The 22060-nt window shown below is 70.2% G+C and carries 22 protein-coding genes and 1 tRNA gene; 18 read left to right on the forward strand and 5 right to left on the reverse strand.

From position 1 onward, the window contains the following. Positions 1–35: 35 nt before the first annotated feature. Positions 36–1460: a diguanylate cyclase gene (locus EKE94_RS07870; protein ID WP_127906038.1), complete on the reverse strand. Its 1425-nt coding sequence runs from the start codon at positions 1458–1460 to the stop codon at positions 36–38. Between the two features lie 105 nt (positions 1461–1565). Between EKE94_RS07870 and EKE94_RS07875 the strand changes: the two genes are divergently transcribed. Continuing rightward, positions 1566–1844, forward strand: a complete 279-nt coding sequence (locus EKE94_RS07875) for a DUF3572 domain-containing protein (RefSeq protein WP_127906039.1) — start codon at positions 1566–1568, stop codon at positions 1842–1844. Between the two features lie 10 nt (positions 1845–1854). Here the strand turns inward: EKE94_RS07875 and EKE94_RS07880 are convergent, their stop codons facing one another. Further along, entirely contained in the window at positions 1855–2301 is a 447-nt protein-coding gene (locus tag EKE94_RS07880) for a MarR family winged helix-turn-helix transcriptional regulator (protein WP_127906040.1), read from the reverse strand. Positions 2302–2336: 35 nt separating this feature from the next. Between EKE94_RS07880 and EKE94_RS07885 the strand changes: the two genes are divergently transcribed. From EKE94_RS07885 to EKE94_RS07900, 4 genes are all read left to right on the forward strand, one after another. Next, positions 2337–3092, forward strand: a complete 756-nt coding sequence (locus EKE94_RS07885; protein ID WP_127906041.1) for an HAD family hydrolase — start codon at positions 2337–2339, stop codon at positions 3090–3092. Between the two features lie 420 nt (positions 3093–3512). Beyond that, a complete protein-coding gene (locus EKE94_RS07890) occupies positions 3513–5543 on the forward strand; it encodes a DUF4153 domain-containing protein (RefSeq protein ID WP_127906042.1) in 2031 nt (676 codons plus the stop codon). A gap of 321 nt (positions 5544–5864) precedes the next feature. After that, entirely contained in the window at positions 5865–6542 is a 678-nt protein-coding gene (locus EKE94_RS07895) for a heme NO-binding domain-containing protein (protein ID WP_127906043.1), read from the forward strand. Beyond that, complete coding sequence (locus EKE94_RS07900; protein ID WP_127906044.1) at positions 6539–7594, forward strand: diguanylate cyclase domain-containing protein; 1056 nt, start codon at positions 6539–6541, stop codon at positions 7592–7594. Before EKE94_RS07895 ends, EKE94_RS07900 begins: the two co-directional genes overlap by 4 nt. A gap of 338 nt (positions 7595–7932) precedes the next feature. Here the strand turns inward: EKE94_RS07900 and EKE94_RS07905 are convergent, their stop codons facing one another. Together EKE94_RS07905 and EKE94_RS07910 are read right to left on the reverse strand one after the other, a co-directional pair. Next, the gene (locus tag EKE94_RS07905; protein ID WP_127906045.1) at positions 7933–8727 is read right to left on the reverse strand and encodes a lytic murein transglycosylase; all 795 of its coding nucleotides are present in this window, start codon (positions 8725–8727) and stop codon (positions 7933–7935) included. A 154-nt stretch (positions 8728–8881) separates the two neighbouring features. Further along, a complete protein-coding gene (locus EKE94_RS07910) occupies positions 8882–9454 on the reverse strand; it encodes a hypothetical protein (RefSeq protein WP_127906046.1) in 573 nt (190 codons plus the stop codon). A 236-nt stretch (positions 9455–9690) separates the two neighbouring features. On the opposite strand from EKE94_RS07910, the gene argS reads away from it, so the two are divergent. The 9 genes from argS to EKE94_RS07955 all read left to right on the forward strand — a co-directional run bounded on the left by argS (position 9691) and on the right by EKE94_RS07955 (position 18156). After that, positions 9691–11412, forward strand: a complete 1722-nt coding sequence (gene argS, locus EKE94_RS07915; protein WP_127906047.1) for an arginine--tRNA ligase — start codon at positions 9691–9693, stop codon at positions 11410–11412. Positions 11413–11531: 119 nt separating this feature from the next. Continuing rightward, positions 11532–12653, forward strand: a complete 1122-nt coding sequence (locus EKE94_RS07920) for an SPOR domain-containing protein (RefSeq protein ID WP_127906048.1) — start codon at positions 11532–11534, stop codon at positions 12651–12653. Positions 12654–12656: 3 nt separating this feature from the next. Then, on the forward strand, positions 12657–13664 hold the full coding sequence (locus EKE94_RS07925) for a glycoside hydrolase family 3 N-terminal domain-containing protein (RefSeq protein ID WP_127906049.1): 1008 nt from the start codon (positions 12657–12659) through the stop codon (positions 13662–13664). Further along, entirely contained in the window at positions 13657–14475 is an 819-nt protein-coding gene (locus EKE94_RS07930; RefSeq protein WP_235855933.1) for a segregation and condensation protein A, read from the forward strand. The genes EKE94_RS07925 and EKE94_RS07930 overlap by 8 nt, the downstream gene beginning before the upstream one ends. 250 nt (positions 14476–14725) lie before the next feature. After that, positions 14726–15289, forward strand: coding sequence for an SMC-Scp complex subunit ScpB (gene scpB, locus EKE94_RS07935; RefSeq protein ID WP_127906325.1), 564 nt, complete (start codon positions 14726–14728; stop codon positions 15287–15289). Between the two features lie 118 nt (positions 15290–15407). Further along, a complete protein-coding gene (locus EKE94_RS07940; RefSeq protein ID WP_127906051.1) occupies positions 15408–16199 on the forward strand; it encodes a midas domain-containing protein in 792 nt (263 codons plus the stop codon). An 86-nt stretch (positions 16200–16285) separates the two neighbouring features. Then, on the forward strand, positions 16286–17122 hold the full coding sequence (locus EKE94_RS07945; RefSeq protein WP_127906052.1) for a cytochrome b/b6 domain-containing protein: 837 nt from the start codon (positions 16286–16288) through the stop codon (positions 17120–17122). Beyond that, entirely contained in the window at positions 17119–17880 is a 762-nt protein-coding gene (locus tag EKE94_RS07950; RefSeq protein WP_127906053.1) for a molybdopterin-dependent oxidoreductase, read from the forward strand. The genes EKE94_RS07945 and EKE94_RS07950 overlap by 4 nt, the downstream gene beginning before the upstream one ends. A 63-nt stretch (positions 17881–17943) precedes the next feature. Beyond that, positions 17944–18156 (forward strand): hypothetical protein, encoded by a 213-nt coding sequence (locus EKE94_RS07955; RefSeq protein ID WP_127906054.1) that lies wholly within the window; start codon positions 17944–17946, stop codon positions 18154–18156. A gap of 432 nt (positions 18157–18588) precedes the next feature. Here EKE94_RS07955 and EKE94_RS07960 read toward each other — a convergent pair whose 3' ends face one another. Beyond that, positions 18589–19458: a hypothetical protein gene (locus EKE94_RS07960; RefSeq protein ID WP_127906055.1), complete on the reverse strand. Its 870-nt coding sequence runs from the start codon at positions 19456–19458 to the stop codon at positions 18589–18591. Between the two features lie 374 nt (positions 19459–19832). Between EKE94_RS07960 and EKE94_RS07965 the strand changes: the two genes are divergently transcribed. The 4 genes from EKE94_RS07965 (at position 19833) to EKE94_RS07980 (ending at position 21867) form a co-directional block, all read left to right on the forward strand. Continuing rightward, positions 19833–20186, forward strand: coding sequence for a hypothetical protein (locus tag EKE94_RS07965; RefSeq protein WP_127906056.1), 354 nt, complete (start codon positions 19833–19835; stop codon positions 20184–20186). Next, entirely contained in the window at positions 20186–20683 is a 498-nt protein-coding gene (locus tag EKE94_RS07970) for a lipocalin family protein (RefSeq protein ID WP_127906057.1), read from the forward strand. The genes EKE94_RS07965 and EKE94_RS07970 overlap by 1 nt, the downstream gene beginning before the upstream one ends. Positions 20684–20844: 161 nt before the next feature. Beyond that, complete coding sequence (locus EKE94_RS07975; protein ID WP_127906058.1) at positions 20845–21747, forward strand: DMT family transporter; 903 nt, start codon at positions 20845–20847, stop codon at positions 21745–21747. 44 nt (positions 21748–21791) lie between these two features. After that, positions 21792–21867: transfer RNA gene (locus tag EKE94_RS07980), tRNA-Thr, on the forward strand. The last annotated feature ends 193 nt before the right edge of the window (positions 21868–22060 follow it).

A 22060-nucleotide genomic window follows, 5' to 3' on the forward strand; every position in this document is an offset into this window, starting at 1 on the left:
AGCCCCGGGGACGGGGTCGCGGATCCAGACGGGAATCAGGCGCCGCCCGCGCCCCGCGTGGGGTAGATCGGGCCCGACGTCGGCGCACCGGGCACCTCGGGTCCCGCGACCTGGACGCGATTGCGGCCCCCGGACTTGGCCCGGTAAAGCGCCGCGTCGGCGCGGGCGATCACTGATGTGGAAGACTCCGTGCCGTCGCTTTCGGCCAGTCCGATGCTGGCGGTCACGGTGATCGCGCCGCCGTTCGGCAACGCCACCGGGCTTTGCGACAGGCGCGCACGGATCCGGTCGGCGATGGGCTCGGCCTCGGCCCGGCCGCAATCGGGCAGCACGATCAGGAACTCCTCGCCCCCGATCCGCGCCAGCAGGTCCGGCCCGCGCAGGTCGTCGCGCAACCGCAGCGCGGTTTCGCACAGCACCGCGTCGCCACCGCCATGGCCATACCGGTCGTTGACCCGCTTGAAATTGTCGAGGTCCAGCATCAGCACGGAAAAGCTTTGCTGCATCCGTCGCGCGCGGTCGACCACCCCGGCGAGGTGGTTCTCGGCATAGCGCCGGTTGTAGAGCCCGGTCAGCGGATCCAGCGCCGCCAGCTTCAGCCCGGTGTCGAAGGCAAGCTGCAGGCGGTCGGCCTCGCGCTTGCGGGCGAGTTGGGCGGTGATCCTGAGGCCCAGCTCCACCGGGTCGAAGCCGTCTTCGAGCAGGTCGTTCGCGCCGTAGTCCAGCGCGTGCTCGGCCTCGGCGCCGTCGTCGTCGGGATGCACGACGAGGATCGCGGCATGCCGGGTCGCGGGGCGGCTGCGCAGTTCCGCCAGCAATGCCGTGCCCGCCGCCGGGGCGATCACCTCGGAGGCCAGGACGAACACGTCGGGGGCCCCCCGCGGCGCCACTTCGAGCGCCGAATCGGGGTCGAGCAGGACGATATCGTGGCGGAACCCGCCGCGCAGCAGGGCCTCTTTCCAGATGCGCCCGGCGGCCGGGGTAGCGCCGACCAGCGCCACGCGGCCGGGCCGTTCGAACCCGGCCGCGGGTTCGGCAAATCCCAGGTCGCGGGCGGTGCTTTCGCGCATCCGCAGCTCGGCCCGCGTTTCCGCGGCGCGCAGCAGCGACCGTACGCGGGCTTGCAGCGCGGCGGGGCGCACGGGCTTCGAGATCACGTCGTCGGCGCCCGCGGCCAGCACGTCGAGCCGCAGCTGCCGTTCCTCCCGCCCCGCAAGCACGAGGATCGGTACCGTCGCGGTCTGGGGATCGGCGCGCAGCTTGCGGCAGAGCTCGGGCGCGGGCGTGCCCGGCAACCCGCCGTCGAGCAGCAGCAGCGCAGGGCTGCGATGGGCCACGGCGGCATAGACATCGTCGGCCGAACTTGCTTGGATCACATCATGATGGGCCCGGACCAGGATCGCCTTGAGCGCGATCCGGCCGGTCGACATTGTCGCCGCGATCAGGATCCGGCCGGGCATCCGCAAGCCTCGCCATTTTGAGTCGATTTCGTATAGTATAGAGAAAGTGTGGGGAAAGGGGTTAACAAACCCTTTCCATCGGCAAGGATTCGCAGGAGGCGCCGTGTGACCGAAGATCAGGCCGAGACGATTGCCGCCCAGGCGCTGGGGTGGCTGGCCTCGGATCCGGACCTCATGGGCGTGTTCCTGGGGGCCAGCGGCATGTCGATCGACGATCTGCGCGGCGGCGCCGGATCGCCCGAGATCCTGGGCGCGGTGCTGGATTTCGTCTGCATGGACGACGATTGGGTCGTGCGGTTCTGCGACGACACCGGCCGCCGCTACGAGGATCCAGCCCGGGCCCGGGCCGTGCTGGCCGGTCCCGCGGGGATGCACTGGACGTGACCGGCCGCGCCTACAGCTGCGGCAGCGACACCGGCTCGCCCTCGGTGATGCGCGCCAGCAGGCGGCGCAGGTCCTGCCGCTCGGCGGGCGACAGCTTGGCATCCATCATCTCGTTGTTGGCCTGCGCCATCGGAACGCCCGCGTCCAGCGCGTCGCGCCCCGCGGCGGTCAGGCCCACGCGCGTGGTGCGCCGGTCGGTCTTGCCGCTTTGACGTTCGACCAGTCCCATCGCCTCCATCTGCTTCAGCGCGCGGGAGGTCGCGGTGCGGTCGATGCCGACGAACTGCGCCAGGTCCGAGGGCTGGGTCAGCCCCTCGTTGCCGACGCCGAGAAGGACGCACCACATGATGCGGGTCAGGCCGAGGGTCTTCAACTGCTCGTCCAGCCGCCGCTCCTGAAGGCGGGAGGCGAGCGAGAGGCGATAGCCGAGAGAGTCGTGCAGGCTGTAGGCGGTCATGCGCGACAGGGTCGGCAGTTTGCCAGGGGGTGTCAATGAAGCGTGACGGAACCGGCGGGCGCGGTGGCGGGATTCCGGCCCTGCGCTGCGTGGTCTTCGACAAGGACGGAACGTTGTTCGATTTCCACGCCACCTGGTCGGCCTGGGCCGCGGCGGTGATCGCGGACCTCTCACAGGGGGACGCGGCGCGGGCCATGCGGCTGGGCCATGCCATCGGGTTCGATACCGAGGCGGGGCGGTTCCTGCCGGGCTCGCCCGTGGTCGCGGGCACCCCGGACGAGATCGCGGCGCTGATGGCGCCGCATGTGACGCCCGCGCAGCGCGAGGGACTGACCGAGAGGCTGAACGCCGCCGCGACGCGGGCGCCGCAGGTCGAGGCGGTGCCGCTGGCGCAGCTTTTCGACCGGCTCGCGGCCTCGGGCGTCGCCGCGGCCGTCGTGACCAACGATGCCGAGGCCGCGGCGCTGGCGCACCTGAGGGCCGCCGGGGTGGCGGAGCGGTTCGTCACGGTGATCGGTTTCGACAGCGGGCACGGCGCCAAGCCCGGGGCCGGGCCACTGCTGGCCGCTGCCGCCGCGGCCGGTGTCCCGCCCGAGGACTGCGCGATGGTCGGCGACAGCCTGCATGACCTTGCCGCCGCCCGCGCCGCGGGGATGGCCGCGGTCGCCGTGCTGACCGGCCCCGCGGGCGCAGACGAGCTGGGCCCCGCCGCCGATGTCGTGCTGCCCGACATCTCGGCCCTGCCCGAATGGCTGGCAGCCCGGAACGGCGCCGCGGCCGAGGACGACTGAGGGCTGTCCGGCCGCCCGCCCAACCGCGGTCCCACCGCGATGACCGGCCAGAGTATGGGGCCAAAGTTGAGGGGCCTGATTGGTGGGCCAGAGTGGCGGGTTGACCTGGTGGGTCGGGGTCGCCTCTGGGTCGGGGCGGAAAGCGGGGTGGTGGCCGGGGCGGCGCAGGCGGTCCCCGGGGCTCTCTTCCCGGTGGTGGGGAGCTGCGACCCGCCCCCGGACGGCCGTGCATCCGGACGGGAATGCACACTGACGGAAATGCACACGGACGGGCTTGCATCCTGACGGGCGGATGGCCGGGTCCGTGACCCTTGCGACTGTGCCCCTGTGCCCCCCGCGCCCCCGTGCGACCGGGGTGGTGGGAGGCTTGTCCCGGGGGTAGACAGTGCGCGGTAAGGCAGGCGCGAGCGAGGTAACGACATGCAGCCACACGTCAGGCAGGCCGAGGCAGGACCGGAGCACACACTTCTGCTGGCCGCGATCGGCGCGCTGGGCGGTGCCTCGGCATGGTTCGTTCTGGAAGAGCTCGACACTCTTCTGACCAATCAGCGGCTCTTGCTCGCGGCGCCCGTTGCGGTGGGTGTCTTCTTCCTGTCCCTGCTGGCGATGGCGGGGCCGCTGCGACTGACCCGGGCCGCGCCGGTCGCGCTGCTTTGCGCGGCCGCCGCCACGCTGCTTGCCGTCTGGGCCAGTTTCCGCTTCGACGAGGTCGGGCCCTTTATCGAGACGGCCAAGCCCACGGCGGCGCTGATCATCCTTGTCGGCCTCGCGCAGCCCTTCCTGATCGCCGCGCAGCGCCACGATCAGGACTGGGCGAATTACGCGGCGCTTTTCGACAATGCATGGGGGATCGTGATCCGCGGCCTCTGGGCGCTGATCTTCGCGATACTGGTCTGGGGCGTGCTGATGCTGTCCGACGGATTGCTGAAGCAGGTCGGAATAACGCTCATCTCGCGCCTGCTCGAGGAACCGGCCGCGGGCTTCGTCATCACCGGGCTGTCGGTCGGGCTGGCCGTGGGCGCCGCGCTCGACCGGCGCATCTACGCCTCGCCGCACCTTGCGCTGGGGCTCCTGCGGCTGCTGCTGCCGCCCGTGCTTCTGGTCACGGTCGTCTTCCTTGCCGCGATGGTGCCTCAGGCGCTGGCGGCGGGCGGCGATCTGGGCGAGATCTTCGGAGAGTTCTCGGCCGCCTCGGTCCTGATGTCGATGACCTTCATGTCGATCCTGCTGGTCACCTCGGCACTGGACCGCGGGCCGGCCGAGGCGGTGCAGGCGCGCCCGATGCGGATCATGGCCCGTCTGCTGGCGCTGACGGTGCCGGCGATGGCGGGGCTTGCGCTGTTTGCGGTGCTGCTGCGGGTCTCGGACCACGGCTGGACACCCGAGAGGCTGGCCGCCGTCTCGGCCGCGGGGATGCTCTGTGCCTATGGCGTGGTCTACGCGGTGACGGCGCTGGTGACGCGCGACTGGATGCGGCATCTGCGCCGCGGCAACACGGCGCTGGCGCTGCTGACCATCCTCCTTGCGGCGCTGTGGCTGACCCCGGTCCTGGACGCGCAGAGGATTTCGGCCCGCGACCAGCTGGCGCGTATCCTCGACGGTCGCGCCGCGCCCGAGCCCGATACGCTTTGGCTGCTGGGGCATGACCTGGGGCGGGCCGGTACCGTGGCGCTGGCCCGGCTGGAAGAGCGGAGCGAGGATGCCGAGCTGATCGCGCGGATCGAACGCCTGCGCGAAACGGAACTCCGCTACGAATTCCTGCAGGACGAGCAGGGCGAGACCGTTCGCGCGCGTCGGATCGAAGACGATCTGACGGTGGTCCCCGCGGGCGCGGTCCTGCCCGAGGGCACGATGGACGACGTGCCGGAGTATCAGCAGAGCATGATCGTCGATGGCTGCGAGACCCGGACGCCGGGCGGGCGGCCGGGGTGCCTGGCCGTCGTCGCTGATTTCCTGACCGACCGTCCGGGCAACGAGGTCCTGTTCGTGTTCCAGCTGCCAACGGGCGGCATGATGCTGACCGCGCCGCACGAGATGGAGCAAACCGACTGGGGGCTCTCCTACGACTATCAACGGGATGTGCTTGAGGCGGACCTGATCGACCGTCTTGTCGAGGAAGGCGTCACCCTGGTCCCTGCGCCGGTGCAGTTCCTGCGCCTCCCCGATGGTCCGGCGCCGGTCACCGAGACCGCGCCGCAGGACGGCGGGGCGGGGGATGGCTCGCCGGGCGAACCGGACGCCGCCCCCGGCACCCCCGAAAGCCCGTCCGCGGAACGGCCGGGCTCTGCGCAGGACGGCCCCGAAGAGCCGGGGGGCCGAGAGCCCGGGGTCGACATGCCCGGGTCCGGCACCTCAGGCGCCGAGGCCACCGATTTCGGGCGGCAGAGGGCGGTGACGCCCGGGCCCGAAACGCCCGATGCAGAGGTCGAGGCAGAGCCCGACGACAGCTAGGGCACCGCGCGCCAAGCGGGGCCCGGCGCTAGGCCACCCGACGTTGAACTACCCCCGGGGCCACCCCGGGCCGACAGCGCATCGGAGGGACTCCGGTGGCAGGCGGACTGGGTCGCCTTTCGGTCACAGCCCGCCGCCGGCACCCCGCGCTACAGGGGCGGATGCCACGGCCGCGGTGAGTGCCGATACCGGGCCGACACCGGGGCCGACCCGGCGTCGCAAAGGCGACGTTTCGCGGGAAAAGCCTGTGTACCGCGCGCTTGTCGACCTGCCGTTGGCGGTTTTTTAAACGCTGCCGCCTATTGTCCCTGTCGGGGACACATGACGGGGTACGTTATGCACGGGCTATTCAATCGGGCCCTGCAGAGATTTGTGCAGGACACCTACGGGGCGGATGTCTGGGACGACATCGCCCGCTCGGCCGACCTGGGGCTGGTCTGTTTCGAAGCCTTGCTTGTCTACGACGACGACCTGACCGAGGCCGTTCTGCGCGCCGGGTCCAAGCGGCTGGACAAATCGCGCGAGGCGCTGCTTGAGGACATGGGCACCTACCTCGTGTCGCATCCCAAGGTGACGGCGCCGCGCCGCCTCCTGCGCTTCGGCGGCGAGGATTACGTGGCCTTCCTGCATTCGCTCGACGACCTGCCCGACCGCGCGCGGCTGGCGGTGCCCGACCTCGACCTGCCGCAGATGCGGGTGCGCGAGGGGCGGGACGGCCGGTACCTGGTGCATTGCCGCTGCCGCTTTGCGGGCGAGGGGCTGGTGCTGCTGGGGATCCTGCGCGGGATGGCCGACGACTACGGCGCGCTGGCCTCGTTCGATGTCCAGCCCGCCGCCTGGGGCCTGGGCGGCTTTGCCGACCCCGACGCCGCTTTGGAGCGCGGCGATCTGGACGGCGCGGCGCCGGGGGCGCCCGGCGTGGGCCTTGTCATCGAAGTCGACATCCACCTGCTGGACTATGCCGCGGGCCGGACCTTCGCACTGGCGGAGCAGGCATGACCGCACTGCGTCTCCAGTCCGCGGCGCTCGATCGCCTGATGCCCATGCACCTGCAGCTGGATCGGACCGGGCGGCTGCTGCATGCGGGGCCCACGCTGCGCCGGCTGATGCATGACGTATGCTTCGACGGGGCGACCCTGCTGGATCTCTTCGACGTGCGCGGGCTGCAGCCCGTCACGTCGTTCGACACCCTGCGCGGCATGACGGGCAGCGCGCTGCACCTGCGCGGCCGCCACCCGGAGGGGATCAAGTTCCGCGGCCTGATCGTGGACATGGACGAAGCCGCGGAAGGGGACGAACCGTTGCGCGGCCCGGCCACGGCGGCCTATGTGCTGAACCTGTCGCTGGGGCTGAACGAATTGTCGACGCTGTCCGACACCTCGCTGACCGCGGCGGATTTCCCGGCTACCGACATGGTGGCGGACATGCTGTACCTGATCGAGGCCAACAGCGCCGCGATGGGCGAGGCACGGCGCCTGATCGGCCGCCTGCAGGAGGCGCAGACCGAGTCCGAGCGGCTGGCGTTGACCGACGACCTGACGGGGCTCGGCAACCGCCGGACACTCGACAGCGTGCTCAGGCGATACTCGGTCCGGGCGCGGCCCTTTGCGGTCACGCATATTGATCTGGACGACTTCAAGCTGATCAATGACACGCATGGCCATTCGGCCGGGGACCGCGTGCTGCGCGGCGTCGCCAAGGTCCTGTCCGAGGAAACGCGCGAGTCCGATACCGTGGTCCGGGCGGGCGGCGACGAGTTCGTGCTGATCCTTGACGACATAACCGATCCGGCGGTGGTCGAACGAGTGGCGGCGCGGATCATCGCGCGGCTGTCGGCGGCCGAGGTGTCGGGCGCGCCGGGCATCACCGTCTCGGGGAGCCTCGGCACGACGCTGTCATCCTTTTACACCCGGCCTGACGGGGCGCGGATGCTGCGCGACGCCGACGTTGCGCTCTATGCCTCGAAGGCGGCGGGCCGGGCGCGACATGTCCTGTGGTACGAGGGCCTGACCCACGGCCTTGGCGACACCTCGGAGGAAGCGGCTGGCTGACCGCAGCCGCGCCGGGGAACGGCAGATCCCGTCAAGCGCCCCGGTGGGGCGCAGCTTCGTGCAAGGTCGGATCTGTTGACCGCCCCTGCGCCGGCAGCGGAAGAGCAGGAGTGCGGACAGGTGTGGAGGCTAGACGAGCACGAGGGCTGAACGGGCCTGCAGGCAGGGGCGGGTGCGAAGGAGGAGAGGCGAGAAGCCGGATCAGGCGCGGCTGCCGGGAAACCGGACACTCCGCGCTTTTATACCTCGGGCCCGGATTGGATCGAACCACCTGAGGGGGTCCGATCCTGACCCGGGTGGGCGGTAAACCGGCCCGGCGAGTTTGGCCGCGAAGCCGGTCAGCCGTCGATGCGGGCGGCCATGATGGCGATGGCCTGCTGGTAGACCGTCGCCGCGTTCCATTCCTGGATCACGCGATAGTTCGGCTGGCCCTGCTGGTAGCCGGCGCCGGGCTGCCAGCCCTTGGCGCGCAGGTAGTTCGCCGTCGATGCCAGAGCGTCGGTCTGGTTGGTCAGGTCGATGCGGCCGTCGCCATTGCCGTCGACCCCGTAGGCCAGCGCGTTGCCCGGCAGGAACTGGGTGTGCCCCAGCTCGCCATGCATCGCCCCGATCGAGGAGGGCGAGATCGTGCCGCGGTCCACCAGTTTCAGCGCGGCCAGCAGGTGCCCGGTGAAGAAGTCGGACCGTCGGCAGTCATAGGCCAGCGTCGAGATCGCCGACAGCACGTTGCTGTCGCCCATGAAGTTGCCGAACGCCGTCTCCATCCCGTGGATCGCGATCAGGACGCCCGCGGGAACGCCGTAGCTGCTTTCCAGCGCCTGGTAATAGGCCGGGTCGCCAGCCTTGCGGCTGCGGCCCTGCGCCACGATGGTGTCGGCGCCGCGGACCTGCATGAACTTGTCCAGCGTGTAGCTGAAGCTTTTCTGGTTGCGGTCGGCATTGATGGTGCGCTGGGCGTATTGCGTGCCCATCAGCGCGTCGATGCCGCGCTGACCGACACCGGCCGCCTGCGCTTCGCGCGCCATCTGCGGCTTCCAGTTGGCAAAGCCGCTGGCGTCATTGCCGCAGGGCGCGGAGATCGCGGCCCCGGCGAAAAGGGCGAAAGCGGTGGCGAGGCCGGACATCCTGAACATCACGATCCAACTCTGATTACTGCGTGGGCATAAATGAACTGGACAGAATATTAGGACAGGCCGTCCGACGGGCCAGCCATCGCCCCGGCGTCGCGGCCGGGGCGTGCCTTCGGTGCAACATGGCCCGGGCGGTGGGCCCGGGACCTTGCGGCGCTTATTCGGCGGCCTCGGTGCCGATGTAGAACACCGCCCAGACCTGCAGCGGCTGCATCATCGCATAGGTTTCGCTGTCCTCCAGCACCGGGAAGACAACCATCGTCGGGCCGTTGCCGCCGATGGGCAGCGGCGCGCCGTCGGCGCGGGTGGCCAGGATCGGGCCGTGGTCCACCATGTCCTGCCACGCGATCTCGACCTGGTAGCCGTCCAGGGCCATCGGCATTGCCGGCTGGCCCTCGGCCCCTGCGGCGGTCAGCACGTCGGTCAGCAGCGGGCCGGAATAGGTCACCATGTCGGACGTGCCCGGCAGGTTCGACTCGACCTCGACCATACCCAGCGTCTCAAGCTCGGCATCGGTGAAGGCGATGTCGCCCTCGGGGTCGATGCCGAACCCGGAATAGAGCGTCGCGGCCTCGGGATGGGCGGCGGGCAGGTCGCCCGTGTCGCCCTGAACCGTGACGATGGTGCGGCCCGGCGCGTCTTGCGCCATGGCGGGCGCGCCGAGGAGGGCGGCGAGCGTGATGGCGACGCTTGTGGCAATCGGTCGGGCGAGGGTGGGGAGGGTGCGCATTCTTCTGTCTGTCCTTCGTGGTCACCGGGCCTTTGCGGCCCTTTTGTGGCACGATATTGCGGTAAATGTGGCGCGCCGGGCAAGCGGGTTGTGGCCGGTGACGGTCATGCGGGGCCCGGCGACGGGTCACCTGTGGCATCGCGCACGTTGACGTGGGCGGGCGGAATGGTAGAGACCGCCCCTGGCCCGCCGCCACGCAGCGGCCGGACCGGCCTTAGACAGCGGAGCGGCAGATCATGAACATTTTCGCGGATATCCGGGCGCGGGTGATCGAAGCGCTTGAGACGATGACCGAGGCGGGCACCCTGCCGCACGGCCTGTCGTTCGAGGCCGTCACGGTCGAGCCGCCGCGCGACCCGGCGCATGGCGACATGGCCACCAACGCGGCGATGGTGCTGGCCAAGCCCGCGCAGAAGAAACCGCGCGACATCGCCGAGGCGCTGGCGACCGAGCTTGCCGCCGATCCCCGGATCGACCTGGCCGAGGTCGCGGGGCCGGGGTTCCTCAACCTGCGGCTGGCGCCGTCGGTCTGGCGCGACGTGCTGGGGGCGGTGCTGTCCGAGGGCACGGCCTATGGCCGGTCGGACCTGGGGCAGGGGCGGCGCGTCAACGTCGAATACGTCAGCGCCAACCCCACCGGCCCGCTGCACGTGGGCCATACCCGGGGCGCGGTCTTCGGCGACGCTCTGGCCTCGCTGCTGGACTACGCGGGCCACGACGTGACGCGGGAATACTACATCAACGACGGCGGCGCGCAGGTCGACGTGCTCGCCCGCTCGGTCTACCTGCGGTATCTCGAGGCGCACGGGCAGGAGGTCGCCTTCGAGGACGGCACCTATCCCGGCGACTACCTGATCGGGGTCGGGCAGGCGCTGAAGGACAAGGTGGGCGATTCCTACCTGGGCCAGGGCGAAGAGGTCTGGCTTGAGGACGTGCGCGTCTTTGCCACCGAGGCCATGCTGGATCTGATCCGCACCGACCTGAAATCGCTCGGCGTCGAGATGGACGTGTTCTATTCCGAAAAGTCGCTTTACGGCACTGGCCGGATCGAGGCGGCGCTGGAAAGCCTCGACGCCAAGGGCCTGATCTACGAAGGCGTGCTGGAGCCGCCCAAGGGCAAGGTGCCCGAGGACTGGGAGCCGCGCGAACAGACGCTGTTCCGCTCGACCCAGTATGGCGACGACGTGGACCGCCCGGTGAAGAAATCCGACGGTGCCTGGACCTATTTCGCCCCCGACATCGCCTATCACTACGACAAGGTAAGCCGCGGCTTCGACGAGCTGATCGACATCTTCGGCGCCGACCATGGCGGCTATGTCAAGCGGATGAAGGCCGCGGTCGCCGCATTGTCGGACGGGGACGTGCCGCTGGACGTGAAGCTGACGCAGCTGGTCAAGCTCTACAAGAACGGCGAGCCCTTCAAGATGTCCAAGCGGGCGGGCACCTTCGTCACACTGAGCGACGTGGTCGAGCAGGTGGGCCCCGATGTCACGCGGTTCCACATGCTGACGCGCAAGAACGACGCGCCGCTGGACTTCGACTTCGACAAGGTGACCGAGCAGTCCAAGGACAACCCGGTCTTCTACGTGCAGTACGCCCATGCCCGGATCCGGTCGGTCCTGCGCCGCTGCGAGGCGGAAGGGATCGAGGAGATCGGCCCGAACCTGTCCGACCCGGCCGAGATCGCGGTGGCCAAGTCGCTGGCCGAATGGCCGCGGCTGGTCGAGATCGCGGCGCGCAACCACGAACCGCACCGCGTGGCCTTCTACCTCTACGACCTTGCGCAGGCTTTCCACGCGCTGTGGAACCGCGGCAACGACGTGCCGGGCCTCAAGTTTTACCAGGAGGGTGACCCTGAGGCCACGGCCGCCAAAATAGCGCTGCCACGGGCCGTCGCCGTTGTCATTTCCGCCGGTCTTGGTATTCTTGGCGTGACCCCGGTCGAGGAAATGCGCTGACGCCACCGCAAGGTGGTGGGATAACAGGCGCCCCGGCCGGATTGGTCGACGAGCAGTCGAGACAGACAGGACCGGGGCGCATTTCCGCCACCGGACCGATTGGGGCAGTGAGGCAGGACATGGCGGATATCGAGTTCGGAGATTACGAGGCCGGCGAAGCCGCGCGGACGGGGGCCTTTACCCACCTGGTCAACTGGACCGGCGGGTTGCTGTCGCTTGCTCTGGTGGGCGGTCTGGGCGTCTGGGGCTACCAGCTTCTGGTGCGGGACGTGACCGGGGTGCCGGTGGTCCGCGCGCTGGCCGGACCGATGCGCGTCGCGCCCGAGGATCCGGGCGGCACGCTGGCCGATCACCAGGGGCTTGCCGTCAATGCCATCGCCGCCGAGGGCGTCGCCGCTGGCCCCGCGGAACAGGTCATGCTGGCCCCGCCCGAGATGCGGCTTGAAGATGGCGACCTGCCCGTCGCGCAGCTGCCGAAACCGTCGGCCGAGTCGCCCGGCACTGCGACGGGTCAGACCCCCGCCGGGAACAGCGACATCGACGACGACCTCGATCCCGCCTTCGAAGGCGAGACGATGCAGGCGATGGACGAGCTTCCGGCCGAGGATGACAGCGTCGAGATGGCCGCCGACGACGGCAGCGTCGAGGACATGCCCGATGACGTTCTGGCCACCGATGCCGCCGTGGCCCGCGCCCTGTCGAACGACGCCGGCACTTCGGGCGACCCCGAGGCCGACGCACGGGCCCTGGCCGACGCCCTGTCGAACGGGGTCGAGCCGCTTGATGGCGGTGACGAGATCGACGACATCGCCGTGGCTCAGACCGATTCCCGCGGTCTGTCCCGGTCGCCGCGTCCGCAGTTCCGGCCCGCGTCGCTGACCATGGCCAAGCCCGCCGTCCTGCGGGCCGAGGATGCGCCCGTCGCCGTCCAGACCGTGTCTGCCGCGGGCCCCGAGGTTGCCGAGGAGGTGCCCGCCGACCAGATCGCCGCCGGCACCCGCCTGGTGCAGCTGGGCGCCTTCGACAGCGCCGAGACCGCGCGCGACCAGTGGCAGAAGATCTCGGGCCGGTTCGACGACTTCTTCGTCGGCAAGAGCCGGGTCGTGCAGCGCGCCGAATCGGGCGGCAAGATCTTCTACCGCCTGCGCGCCACCGGGTTCGAGGACCTCGCCGACGCGCGGCGCTTCTGCTCGGCCCTCGTCGCGCAGCAGGCCGACTGCATCCCCGTCGTCGTACGCTGATCCTTGGGGCGGGGCGCGGTCATTCTTGGGCCCGAGGGCCCGTGGCTCACGCCCCGCGAAAAGGCCTTCTTCCGCGAGGCCGACCCTTGGGGCTTCATCCTCTTTGCCCGCAACATCCACGACCCGCGCGCGGTGCGCGGGCTGATAGCCGACCTGCGCGAGGCGGTGGGCTGGGACGCGCCGGTCCTGATCGACCAGGAGGGCGGGCGCGTGCAGCGCCTGCGCGGGCCCGACTGGCGGGTCTGGCACCCGCCGCTGGAGCAGGTGCGCCGCGCGGGGCCCGAAGGCGCGGCCCGCTCGATGTGGCTGCGCTATCGCCTGATCGCGCAGGAGCTTTCGGACCTCGGGATCGATGTGAACTGCGCCCCGCTGGCCGATGTCGCGCTGCCCGAGACCCATCCCTTCCTGCGCAACCGCTGCGTCGGCGACACCCCGGACGAGGTGACGCGGAACGCCCGCGCCGCGGCCCGGGGCCTGACCGCGGGCGGGGTGCTGCCGGTGGTCAAGCACATCCCCGGCCATGGCCGCGGGCAGGTGGACAGCCACCTGTCGCTGCCCGTGGTCGCGGCCGAGCGTGAAGAGCTCGAGGATATCGACTTCGCTCCCTTCCGCGCCCTCGCCGACCTGCCGCTGGGAATGACCGCGCATATCGTCTACCCCGCGCTCGACGACCGCCCGGCCACGGAATCGCCCGAGGTCGTGCGCCTGATCCGCGAAGAGATCGGGTTCGGGGGCCTTCTGATGACCGACGACATCTCGATGCAGGCGCTGGAGGGCAGTATCGCGCAGCGGGCCGCGCGCTCGATCGCGGCGGGCTGCGACCTGGTGCTGCACTGCAACGGCGATGCGGCCGAGATGGCGCAGGCGGTGCAGGCGGCGGGCACCCTGTCCCCCGACGCCGCCGCCCGGGCCGACCGGGCCCTGGCGCTGCGGCAGCCGCCCGAGGCGCTGGACATCGCCGCCGCCGAGGACGAGCTCGCCCGGTTGCTGGATGGCCATGTCTATGACTGACGACACCACGGTCGACACGGGCACGCAGGAGAGGGACGCCGCGCCGCTCTCCGTCGCCGACCGGCTGGCGGCCGAGGCGCTGATCGTCGATGTCGAGGGGTTCGAGGGGCCTCTCGACGTGCTGCTGACGCTCGGGCGCAGCCAGAAGGTCGACCTGCGGCAGATTTCCGTGCTGGACCTGGCGCGGCAGTACCTCGCCTTCGTGGAGCGCGCCCGCGCGCTCAGGATCGAGCTTGCGGCGGATTACCTGGTGATGGCGGCGTGGCTCGCCTTTCTCAAGTCCCGCCTGCTGCTGCCGCCCGACCCGCGCGATGACGGCCCCTCGGGCGAGGAACTGGCCGCGCATCTGGCCTACCAGCTGGAGCGTCTGGCCGCGATGCGCGAAGCGGCGGCCAAGCTGATGGCCCGCGACCGGCTGGGCCGCGATTTCTTCGGCCGCGGCATCCCCGAGACGCTGGAGCGGGTGCGCAAGGTCCGCTACACGGCGACGCTTCTGGACCTGATGCAGGCCTATGCGCGGCTGCGCACGCGCGACGAATTCCGCCCCTTCGTGATGGACCGCGACAGGGTATTCACCATGGAAGAGGCGCTGGACCGCCTGCGCCCGATGATCGGCTATGCCGGCGACTGGATGGACCTGACGACCTACCTGCCCGACGGGTGGGAGGCCGATCCGGTGCGCCGCCGCTCGGCCACCGCGGCGAATTTCGCCGCGTTCCTCGAACTGACCAAGGCCGGACAGGTCGAAATACGACAGGGCGAAACCTTCGCCCCGATCCAGATCCGCCGGAGACGTGCAAATGACGGATGACCGTCCCGAAACCGAAGCCGACGTCGAAGTTGGCTCCGAAACCGGCCCCGAAACCGATCGCGAGGCCGAGCCGACAGCCGCACCCGCCGCAGCGCCCGACGGCGATTGGGACGGGGACGGCACGCTGCCCGGCGACGGCGACGAAGGCGAGGTGCCGGCCGACCTCGTTCTCCCGCCTACGCCCGATGCAGAAGATCCCGGCCCGCGCGAAACCCTGTTCGAGGCGCCGCCCGAGTTCGAGCAGGAGCGCATGGTCGAGGCGCTGCTTTTCGCGTCTGCCGAGCCACTGAGCCTGGCCGAGATGAATGGCCGTATGCCGCATGGCTGCGATGCCGCCACGGCCGTCGCTCGCCTGCGCACCCGTTACGAGGGGCGGGGCGTCGCCATCGTCCGGGTGGGCGAGGCCTGGGCGATCCGCACCGCGCCCGACCTGGGCTACCTGATGCAGAAAGAGACGGTCGAGACGCGCAAGCTGTCCCGTGCCGCGATCGAGACGCTGGCGATCATCGCCTACCACCAGCCCGTCACCCGCGCCGAGATCGAGGAGATTCGCGGCGTTTCGGTGTCACGCGGCACGGTCGATCAGCTGCTGGAGCTTGAATGGATCCGCTTCGGCCGTCGCAAGATGACGCCGGGGCGGCCCGTGACCTACATCGTCACGCCCGCCTTCCTCGATCACTTCGGGCTGGAAAGCGCGCGCGACCTGCCGGGGTTGCGCGACTTGCGTGCCGCCGGGCTGCTGGACAACCGTCCGCCCCCGGGCACCGACACGGGCGAGGATGACGGTCAGGACGAGCTGTTCGACGACGGCTAACTCGCGAAACCGTGTAGACCGCCGCCTGCCGCTACGGCATCCGTCGCGGATCTTTCTGCCCCGGGCCCGCGTTTCCCGGTCCGAGGTGCCTGCACCATGCAGCCCCAGGGAGGATCCTATGAAACGTTTTTACATGACCTGCGCCGCCATGGCGCTCGCATCCGGCCCGGCCCTTGCCCAGAGCGGCGCGGCCTCCGGCGACGCGATGGTGGCCGAAGACATGACCTGCGCCGATTTCGTGGCGCTTGACGACGCGCAGAAGCTCTTGGCGGTCGAAGCGATCGAGCTTGCGTCGCTGGATGACAGCGCCGATGCCTCTGCGTCGACCACGATGTCGGGGGGGATGTCGGGTGACACGTCCGGCGACATGGCGTCGAGTGACGTAGGCGCGGCCGAGATGACGACCGACGATGTCGGCGTCGACGAAACCGCCGATGCCTCGGCCACCACGTCAGGCGACATGGAGAGCGACAGCTCGGACATGGCATCGCGCGACATGGCTTCTGGCGACATGAGCGCCGACAGCGAGGGTGACGACATGGCGTCTGACACCGGTTCGGAGATGTCGGATACCGCCTCCACCGATATGTCGTCGGACACCGGGTCCGAGATGTCGGATACGGATGCCACCGACATGGCGTCTGAGACCGGCTCCGAGATGTCGGATACGGACGCCACCGATATGGCGTCGGACACCGGTTCGGAGATGTCGGATACCGACTCCACCGATATGGCATCGGACACCGGTTCGGACATGTCGGACACGGACACCAGCGACATGGCGTCGAACAGTTCCGAGGATCCGGCCATGGCGGCGAGCGAAGAGAAGGTCGCAGCCCTGACCGCAGCCTGCGGCGACGACAGCGACATGTCGGCGATGGACGCCATGGAAATGGCCGAGGACAAGTAGGGCCGATGATTGCGCGGGGCGGCGATAGCTGCCCCGCGGCACGTCCCGTTGCCGGGCGACGGATCGGTGCATGAGGGGGAGGGCGCATGGGTTCGGACGACCGGCCACTGCAAGGCGGCGACCTCATCCGGCGGCACCGGCTTTCGACACGTCTGTGGCATTGGGTCAACGCCGCTGTTCTCGTCGTTATGCTGGGAAGCGGTTTGATGATCTTCAACGCGCACCCGCGGCTTTACTGGGGCCAGTACGGGGCCAATCCCGATCCGGCGTGGCTCGAGATCGGCAATGACGGGGCCGAGGGTTACCTGAGGGTCGCCGGCGCCGAGATTCCCACCACCGGCCTGCTGGGCGTCTGGACCGGCCACGACGGGCAGCCCACGGCCCGCGCCTTTCCCGGCTGGGCCACCATTCCTTCGACCTATAACCTTGCACTGGCCCGCCGCTGGCACCTGACCTTCGCCTGGGTCTTTGCCGTGCCGCTGGTCCTTTACGCAGTTTGGAGCCTTGCAAACGGCCATCTGCGGCGCGACTTGTGGCCGAAGCGGCGCGAGATGCGGCCGCGGCACATCCTGCGCGATGCCGCCGACCATGCCCGCCTGCGACTGCCGCGCGGGACTAAGGCCGCCCGCTACAACATTCTTCAGAAACTCAGCTATCTTGCGGTGATGATCCTGCTCCTGCCGGGCATGGTGCTGACCGGCTTTGCGATGAGCCCAGCAATGGCGGCCGCCTGGCCCTGGCTTCTGGACATCTTCGGCGGGCGGCAATCGGCGCGGTCGCTGCATTTCGTCTTTGCCGCCGCGCTGGTGCTCTTCTTCGTGGTGCATGTCGCGATGGTCCTGCTGGCGGGGCCGGTGAACGAGCTGCGCTCGATGGTGACCGGGCGGTTCCGGCTGCCGCCTGAGCGGGAGCGCCGAGGATGAGCCGCCGTCTGACCCGCCGTCGCGCGCTGGCTACGCTGGGGCTGGGGGCGCCTGCGCTGCTTCTGGGCTGCGACAGGCTGGGACGCGCGCCCAGCTTCCGCGACATGGTCCTGGAGACGGGTGAATGGCTGTCCTACCGCGCCCAAAGGCTGGTCGCGGGGCAGGCACTGGCGCGGGAATACGCGCCCTCGGACATGTCCCCGGTCTTTCGTACCAACGGCAGCACCCGGCCGCGCGATCCCGACTACCTCGCCCATGCCGAAACCGGCTTTGCCGATTGGCGGCTCGCGGTCGACGGACGCGTGGCGCGGCCTGGAACCTTCTCGCTGTCCGACTTGCGGGACATGCCGGCGCGGACGCAGATCACGCGCCACGACTGCGTCGAGGGGTGGAGCGCCATCGGCCAGTGGACGGGCGTGCCGCTGTGGCACCTGTTGCAACAAACCGGGATCCGGGCCGAGGCGCGATACATCGTCTTTCACTGCGCCGACGACTATTCGGGGCGGCCGTACTACGAAAGCATCGACCTGGCCGACGCGGCCCATCCGCAGACGATCCTCGCCTACGCGATGAACGAGGCCGCTCTGCCGATGGGGCACGGGGCACCGCTGCGGCTGCGGGTCGAACGGCAGCTGGGCTACAAGCACGCCAAGTTCGTGATGCGAATCGAGGCTGTCGCGACCCTCGCCGAAACAGGGCTGGGCAAGGGCGGTTTCTGGGAGGATCGCGGGTTCTACGAATGGTATGCTGGGATCTGACGGGGCCTCGAAATCGGCACGATTCGGGGCTATCTGGGTGCGGTTGAGGAGTGCGAGGCAGGTATGAACCAGATTTTCAACATGGTGATCCGGCAGGTCATGCGCCGGCTGGTCGGGCGCGGCGTGGATGCCGGGATCAACCGCGCGCTGGGGCCCAAGGGCGGCAAGCCGCGCGACGACCTGACGCCCGAGGAACGCCGCCGCCAGAAACAGGCCCGCGACACTGCGAAACGCGCGCGCCAGGCCGCCAAGATCACCCGGCGCCTGGGCCGCTGAGGCCGGGCACGCGGTAAGGCTGTTCGGGCGCGACCGCCCGGGGGCGATGACAAGCGTCCATCCTGGGTAAGGCGCCCGGGTTTGCCCAAGGTTCTTCGGTTCCCCCAAAGCGTCGCCGTGCTATCGCGGCGCGCCCGATCCCTGCGCGCGGCGGGTGGCTCGGACCACCCCGGGGCGGATCGCCCGGGGGCGGGGTCGGGACATGCCTCGGGCACCCATGGCCGCGCGGTGCGGGGTGGTGTCAGATCTGCGCAGAACCTGGCGCGGCTTGACGTCAAAACCCGGTAAGGGGGCGCAGCTTCGTGCGGAAGTGTCGGTCCAGCCGTCGGATGGAAGCAAGGTGGACGTCGCTTCGGACCGCAGGTGGCTGCCAGTTCGGCCCCCCGGCGCCGGCTTCGGGCGACGGTCGAGGCCCGTTGGCAGGACACGCAGTCATGGCATTGCGGGGTCGGTCGCGGGCACCGGGGTGGTGGTAAAGCGTCCCCGGTCACGCCGCAGATGCCACCTGGCGAGGGGGGCGGTGCGCGCGCGCAGCCGGTCGAGCTGCCACGCCTGATCCTCCCGCAGCGCCGGTGCAGGCGGGGGAGCGGTCTCTGTATCGCGCCGGCCATCGGCGTCCCCCATGGCCTTCGCCTCGGTTTCAATAGCGGCGCCCGTCCTGGTCCCTGCCGCGGGGCCAGAAGCGGAACCAGAAACGGGGCCAGGCACCTTTCCGGTTTTCTGCGAGTCCCTGTCGCTGCCCGCCTGCAAGGGCTCTGGGGCGGCGGAACGGGCGGTGTGGCGTGGGGCGAGGGACCATCGGCTTTCCACCCCCGGCGCCGCGCCGCCCGGCGTCAGGATCAGGGCGATGGGGGCCGGCCCGGACCGCGACCCGGTTTCCGCGGCCAGATGCAGCCGGCGCACGGGGGTCAGCGCCGGAGGCGCCGGCAGATCCGCCACCACCACCGCGGCGGCCCCGCTGCGCAGCGCCTCTTCCATGCACCACAACCCGTCCTCCGCGCGCCGGGGCGAGACAAAGATCACCCGCCCGGGGTCCAGGATGTCGGCCATGCCGTCGGGGTTCAGCCGGCCCGGGCTCCACGCCGGGGCGATCCAGATGATCTGCGCCGCCGCCGCATTGGCCGCCCCACCGGCCGCCGCATCGGCAACCGCGCGCGCCGCCGCCAGCAGCGCCAGGCTGCGCCGGGCGGGCCCGCAGAATTCATGCGCGCGGCCCAGCGTCAGGGCCATCCCGGGCAGCACCTCCAGCATCTGGTGCGGGCTGCGACGGTCGGGAAGGTGAGAGGCGATCTGCATGTTCATCTTGCCTCTTCCTCTAGCATGTTCTCACTTCGTTCTCAAGCGCCATCCATCGGCAGGCGCCGTGGCAGCCCCACCCGGACACTTGGGAGCAGGCTCGAATGGCGCGGCGCTCCGTGGGACGCCGATCCCCCAACATGACGCAGGGCCCGGCCCCCGCAGGCAGCGACCGACCCCGGGCCCGGCAAGCGGCCGCGCATGGTCTGCCGAATGGGGCCCGGCCGCCGCATTCCCGCTTGCGTCGTGGCGGCGGATGACGTTCCTTCGCCCGGACACCGAACCGGGACCTTCGCATGCCGCGCGACCGCATCTTGCCGGGCCATCCGCCCACGGGCCAAACGGCCGCCCGCGCCCTCCGCTTGCCCGGGGGCAAGGCGGTGAGGCGCGTCATTCTCACTCTGTCGCTGCTTTTCCCGCTGGCCATGCTCACCGCCTGCCAGACCGGAGAGGATGCGGGACCCGAGGCGGCGCTTCCCCCCGTGGGCGAAAGCTATGTCGCCGTGCAGAAGGCCCAGTGCCAGGCCGATGGCGGCCGGTGGGGGCGGGGCGGCAAGGCGGGACATGTCTGCTACCGGACGCCGCAGGATGCCAATGCCAGCTGCAGCTCGGCCGACGACTGTTCGTCGCACTGCCTCGCCCGGTCACGTACCTGCGCGCCGGTCACGCCGCTGTTCGGTTGCAACGAGGTGCTGACCTCCGGCGGCTATCCCGCCACGATCTGCCTCGACTGATGCGCGGGTCCGTCTTCGCCCTGCTGCTTTGCGCGTTGGCCGCCTGCGGCCGCGACCCGGCGCCCGCGCCCGAAGCCGACAGAAGCTACCGCGATACCTCGGTCATCATTTCGTCCTCCAGCCGCTTCGATGCCGCCCGCTTTGCCGGGACATGGCAGCGGCAGGCGACGTTCGGGGCGGCCTATGCCGATCCGCCCTGCCGCGAGGTGCGCTTTGTCGACGTGCCCGGCGGGATGGAGGTCGAGACCTGCCGCGGCGCCGCGCCGAAGCTCTACAGCCAGTCGTCCTACGGCCGGTTGCAGGCCCCGGGGGCCGAGCCGCTGTGGGTCCTGTGGGTCGACGACGATTTCCGCACCGCGGTCGTGGGCACGCCCTCGGGCCGGCTCGGCTGGATCCTCGATCGTGGCAGCCTGCCGCCCGACCGGGCCAGGGCGGCGCGCGAGGTGCTGGCCTTCAATGGCTATGACCTGTCGCAGCTGAGGCCGGTGGCGCCCTAAACCCCGCGGGACCGCAGCGCGGGCGCCCGGGCCGCGCGGTTCGGGCGCGGTGGGCGCGCTTGGGCGACGCCGGCGCTGGCCCGATCATTCGGGTGTCGTTCAGCCGACTGCCGGTATCGCAAGCTCTGGCGCGCGGGAGGAGTGGGGCGCATAAGGGCGCCATGCCCGCATGGATCGCCTTCACCTTCGCCGCCGCCTTTACCCAGACCCTGCGATTCATGGTGCAGAAGCACCTGCGCGGTGCCGGGCTCAGCACCGCGGGGGCGACGTTTTCGCGATTCGTCTTCTCGGCGCCCCTGGTCGCCTGCCTGCTGCCGGCCTACGCGGCGGCAAGCGGGCAGACGCTGCCGCTGCCGGGGCTGCGGTTCTGGGCCTTCGCGCTGGCCGGCGGGGCGGCGCAGATCCTCGCCACCATGTGCGTCGTCGCGCTGTTTGCCACGCGCAACTTCGCCACCGGCATGGCCTTCAAGAAGACCGAGGTGATGCAGACCGTGCTGGTCTCGGCACTGGTGCTGGGCGAGGGGGTGGGTCCCGCCGCCGCGGCCGCCATCGCGGTGGGGTTCCTGGGGGTGCTGCTGCTGTCGGATCCGCCGGGCGGGACGGGTCCGCGCTGGCGGCGGCTGGCGAACAGGGCCTCGGGCCTGGGGCTGTTGTCGGGCGTGTTCTTCGCGATCTCGGCCGTCGGCTATCGCGGGGCATCGCTGTCGCTGCCCGCCGAGGATCCGCTGCTGCGGGCGGGGCTGACGCTTCTGTGCGTGACCACGGTGCAGACGCTGGCCATGGCTGCCTACATGCGGGCGCGCGAGGTCGGTGAGATCGGCCGCGTGCTGCGGGCCTGGAGGGTGTCGGGCCTGGTGGGGCTGACCTCGATGCTGGGCAGTTTCTGCTGGTTTACCGCCTTCACGCTTGAGAACGCGGCCCATGTCAACGCGGTGGGCCAGGTCGAGCTGGTGTTTTCGGTCGCCGCGTCGCTGATCTTCTTTCGCGAAACCATCACACGGCGCGAAGCCGCGGGGATCGTCCTGCTGCTGGCGTCGATCGTGACACTGGTGGTCGTGGCCTGAACCCTTGCGCGACGCGCCGGAACCGCTTAGCACAGGGGCCGGGCGCCCCTATAGCTCAGCTGGTAGAGCATCTGATTTGTAATCAGAGGGTCCGCGGTTCGAGTCCGTGTGGGGGCACCAAATTCTCCAACAGAATCCTCGCTGGTCAAGCCTTCCGTGCCGAAGCTTCCGATTCCGGGTGCGTCTGCCGGGTGGTTCGACCGGCTCACCCTTCGGGCGGGAGAGCGTGAGGCCGGCCCGGCCGTGCGGCTTTGCTGTAGACGGCCATGCGAATGCGTGTAGTTCCGATGGATTTCGGTGGCTTGGGCACGAG

The sequence above is a fragment of the Mesobaculum littorinae genome, from assembly GCF_004011175.1.
GTDB classification, from domain to species: Bacteria; Pseudomonadota; Alphaproteobacteria; order Rhodobacterales; family Rhodobacteraceae; genus Tranquillimonas; species Tranquillimonas littorinae.

Coding starts and splice junctions, on each gene's coding strand:
- EKE94_RS07870 (WP_127906038.1), bottom strand. CDS start 1,460: ATGCCCGGCCGGATCCTGATCGCGGCGACAATGTCGACCGGCCGGATC.
- EKE94_RS07880 (WP_127906040.1), bottom strand. CDS start 2,301: ATGACCGCCTACAGCCTGCACGACTCTCTCGGCTATCGCCTCTCGCTC.
- EKE94_RS07885 (WP_127906041.1), top strand. CDS start 2,337: ATGAAGCGTGACGGAACCGGCGGGCGCGGTGGCGGGATTCCGGCCCTG.
- EKE94_RS07890 (WP_127906042.1), top strand. CDS start 3,513: ATGCAGCCACACGTCAGGCAGGCCGAGGCAGGACCGGAGCACACACTT.
- EKE94_RS07895 (WP_127906043.1), top strand. CDS start 5,865: ATGACGGGGTACGTTATGCACGGGCTATTCAATCGGGCCCTGCAGAGA.
- EKE94_RS07900 (WP_127906044.1), top strand. CDS start 6,539: ATGACCGCACTGCGTCTCCAGTCCGCGGCGCTCGATCGCCTGATGCCC.
- EKE94_RS07905 (WP_127906045.1), bottom strand. CDS start 8,727: ATGTTCAGGATGTCCGGCCTCGCCACCGCTTTCGCCCTTTTCGCCGGG.
- EKE94_RS07910 (WP_127906046.1), bottom strand. CDS start 9,454: ATGCGCACCCTCCCCACCCTCGCCCGACCGATTGCCACAAGCGTCGCC.
- argS (WP_127906047.1), top strand. CDS start 9,691: ATGAACATTTTCGCGGATATCCGGGCGCGGGTGATCGAAGCGCTTGAG.
- EKE94_RS07920 (WP_127906048.1), top strand. CDS start 11,532: ATGGCGGATATCGAGTTCGGAGATTACGAGGCCGGCGAAGCCGCGCGG.
- EKE94_RS07930 (WP_235855933.1), top strand. CDS start 13,657: ATGACTGACGACACCACGGTCGACACGGGCACGCAGGAGAGGGACGCC.
- scpB (WP_127906325.1), top strand. CDS start 14,726: ATGGTCGAGGCGCTGCTTTTCGCGTCTGCCGAGCCACTGAGCCTGGCC.
- EKE94_RS07940 (WP_127906051.1), top strand. CDS start 15,408: ATGAAACGTTTTTACATGACCTGCGCCGCCATGGCGCTCGCATCCGGC.
- EKE94_RS07945 (WP_127906052.1), top strand. CDS start 16,286: ATGGGTTCGGACGACCGGCCACTGCAAGGCGGCGACCTCATCCGGCGG.
- EKE94_RS07950 (WP_127906053.1), top strand. CDS start 17,119: ATGAGCCGCCGTCTGACCCGCCGTCGCGCGCTGGCTACGCTGGGGCTG.
- EKE94_RS07955 (WP_127906054.1), top strand. CDS start 17,944: ATGAACCAGATTTTCAACATGGTGATCCGGCAGGTCATGCGCCGGCTG.
- EKE94_RS07960 (WP_127906055.1), bottom strand. CDS start 19,458: ATGAACATGCAGATCGCCTCTCACCTTCCCGACCGTCGCAGCCCGCAC.
- EKE94_RS07970 (WP_127906057.1), top strand. CDS start 20,186: ATGCGCGGGTCCGTCTTCGCCCTGCTGCTTTGCGCGTTGGCCGCCTGC.
- EKE94_RS07975 (WP_127906058.1), top strand. CDS start 20,845: ATGCCCGCATGGATCGCCTTCACCTTCGCCGCCGCCTTTACCCAGACC.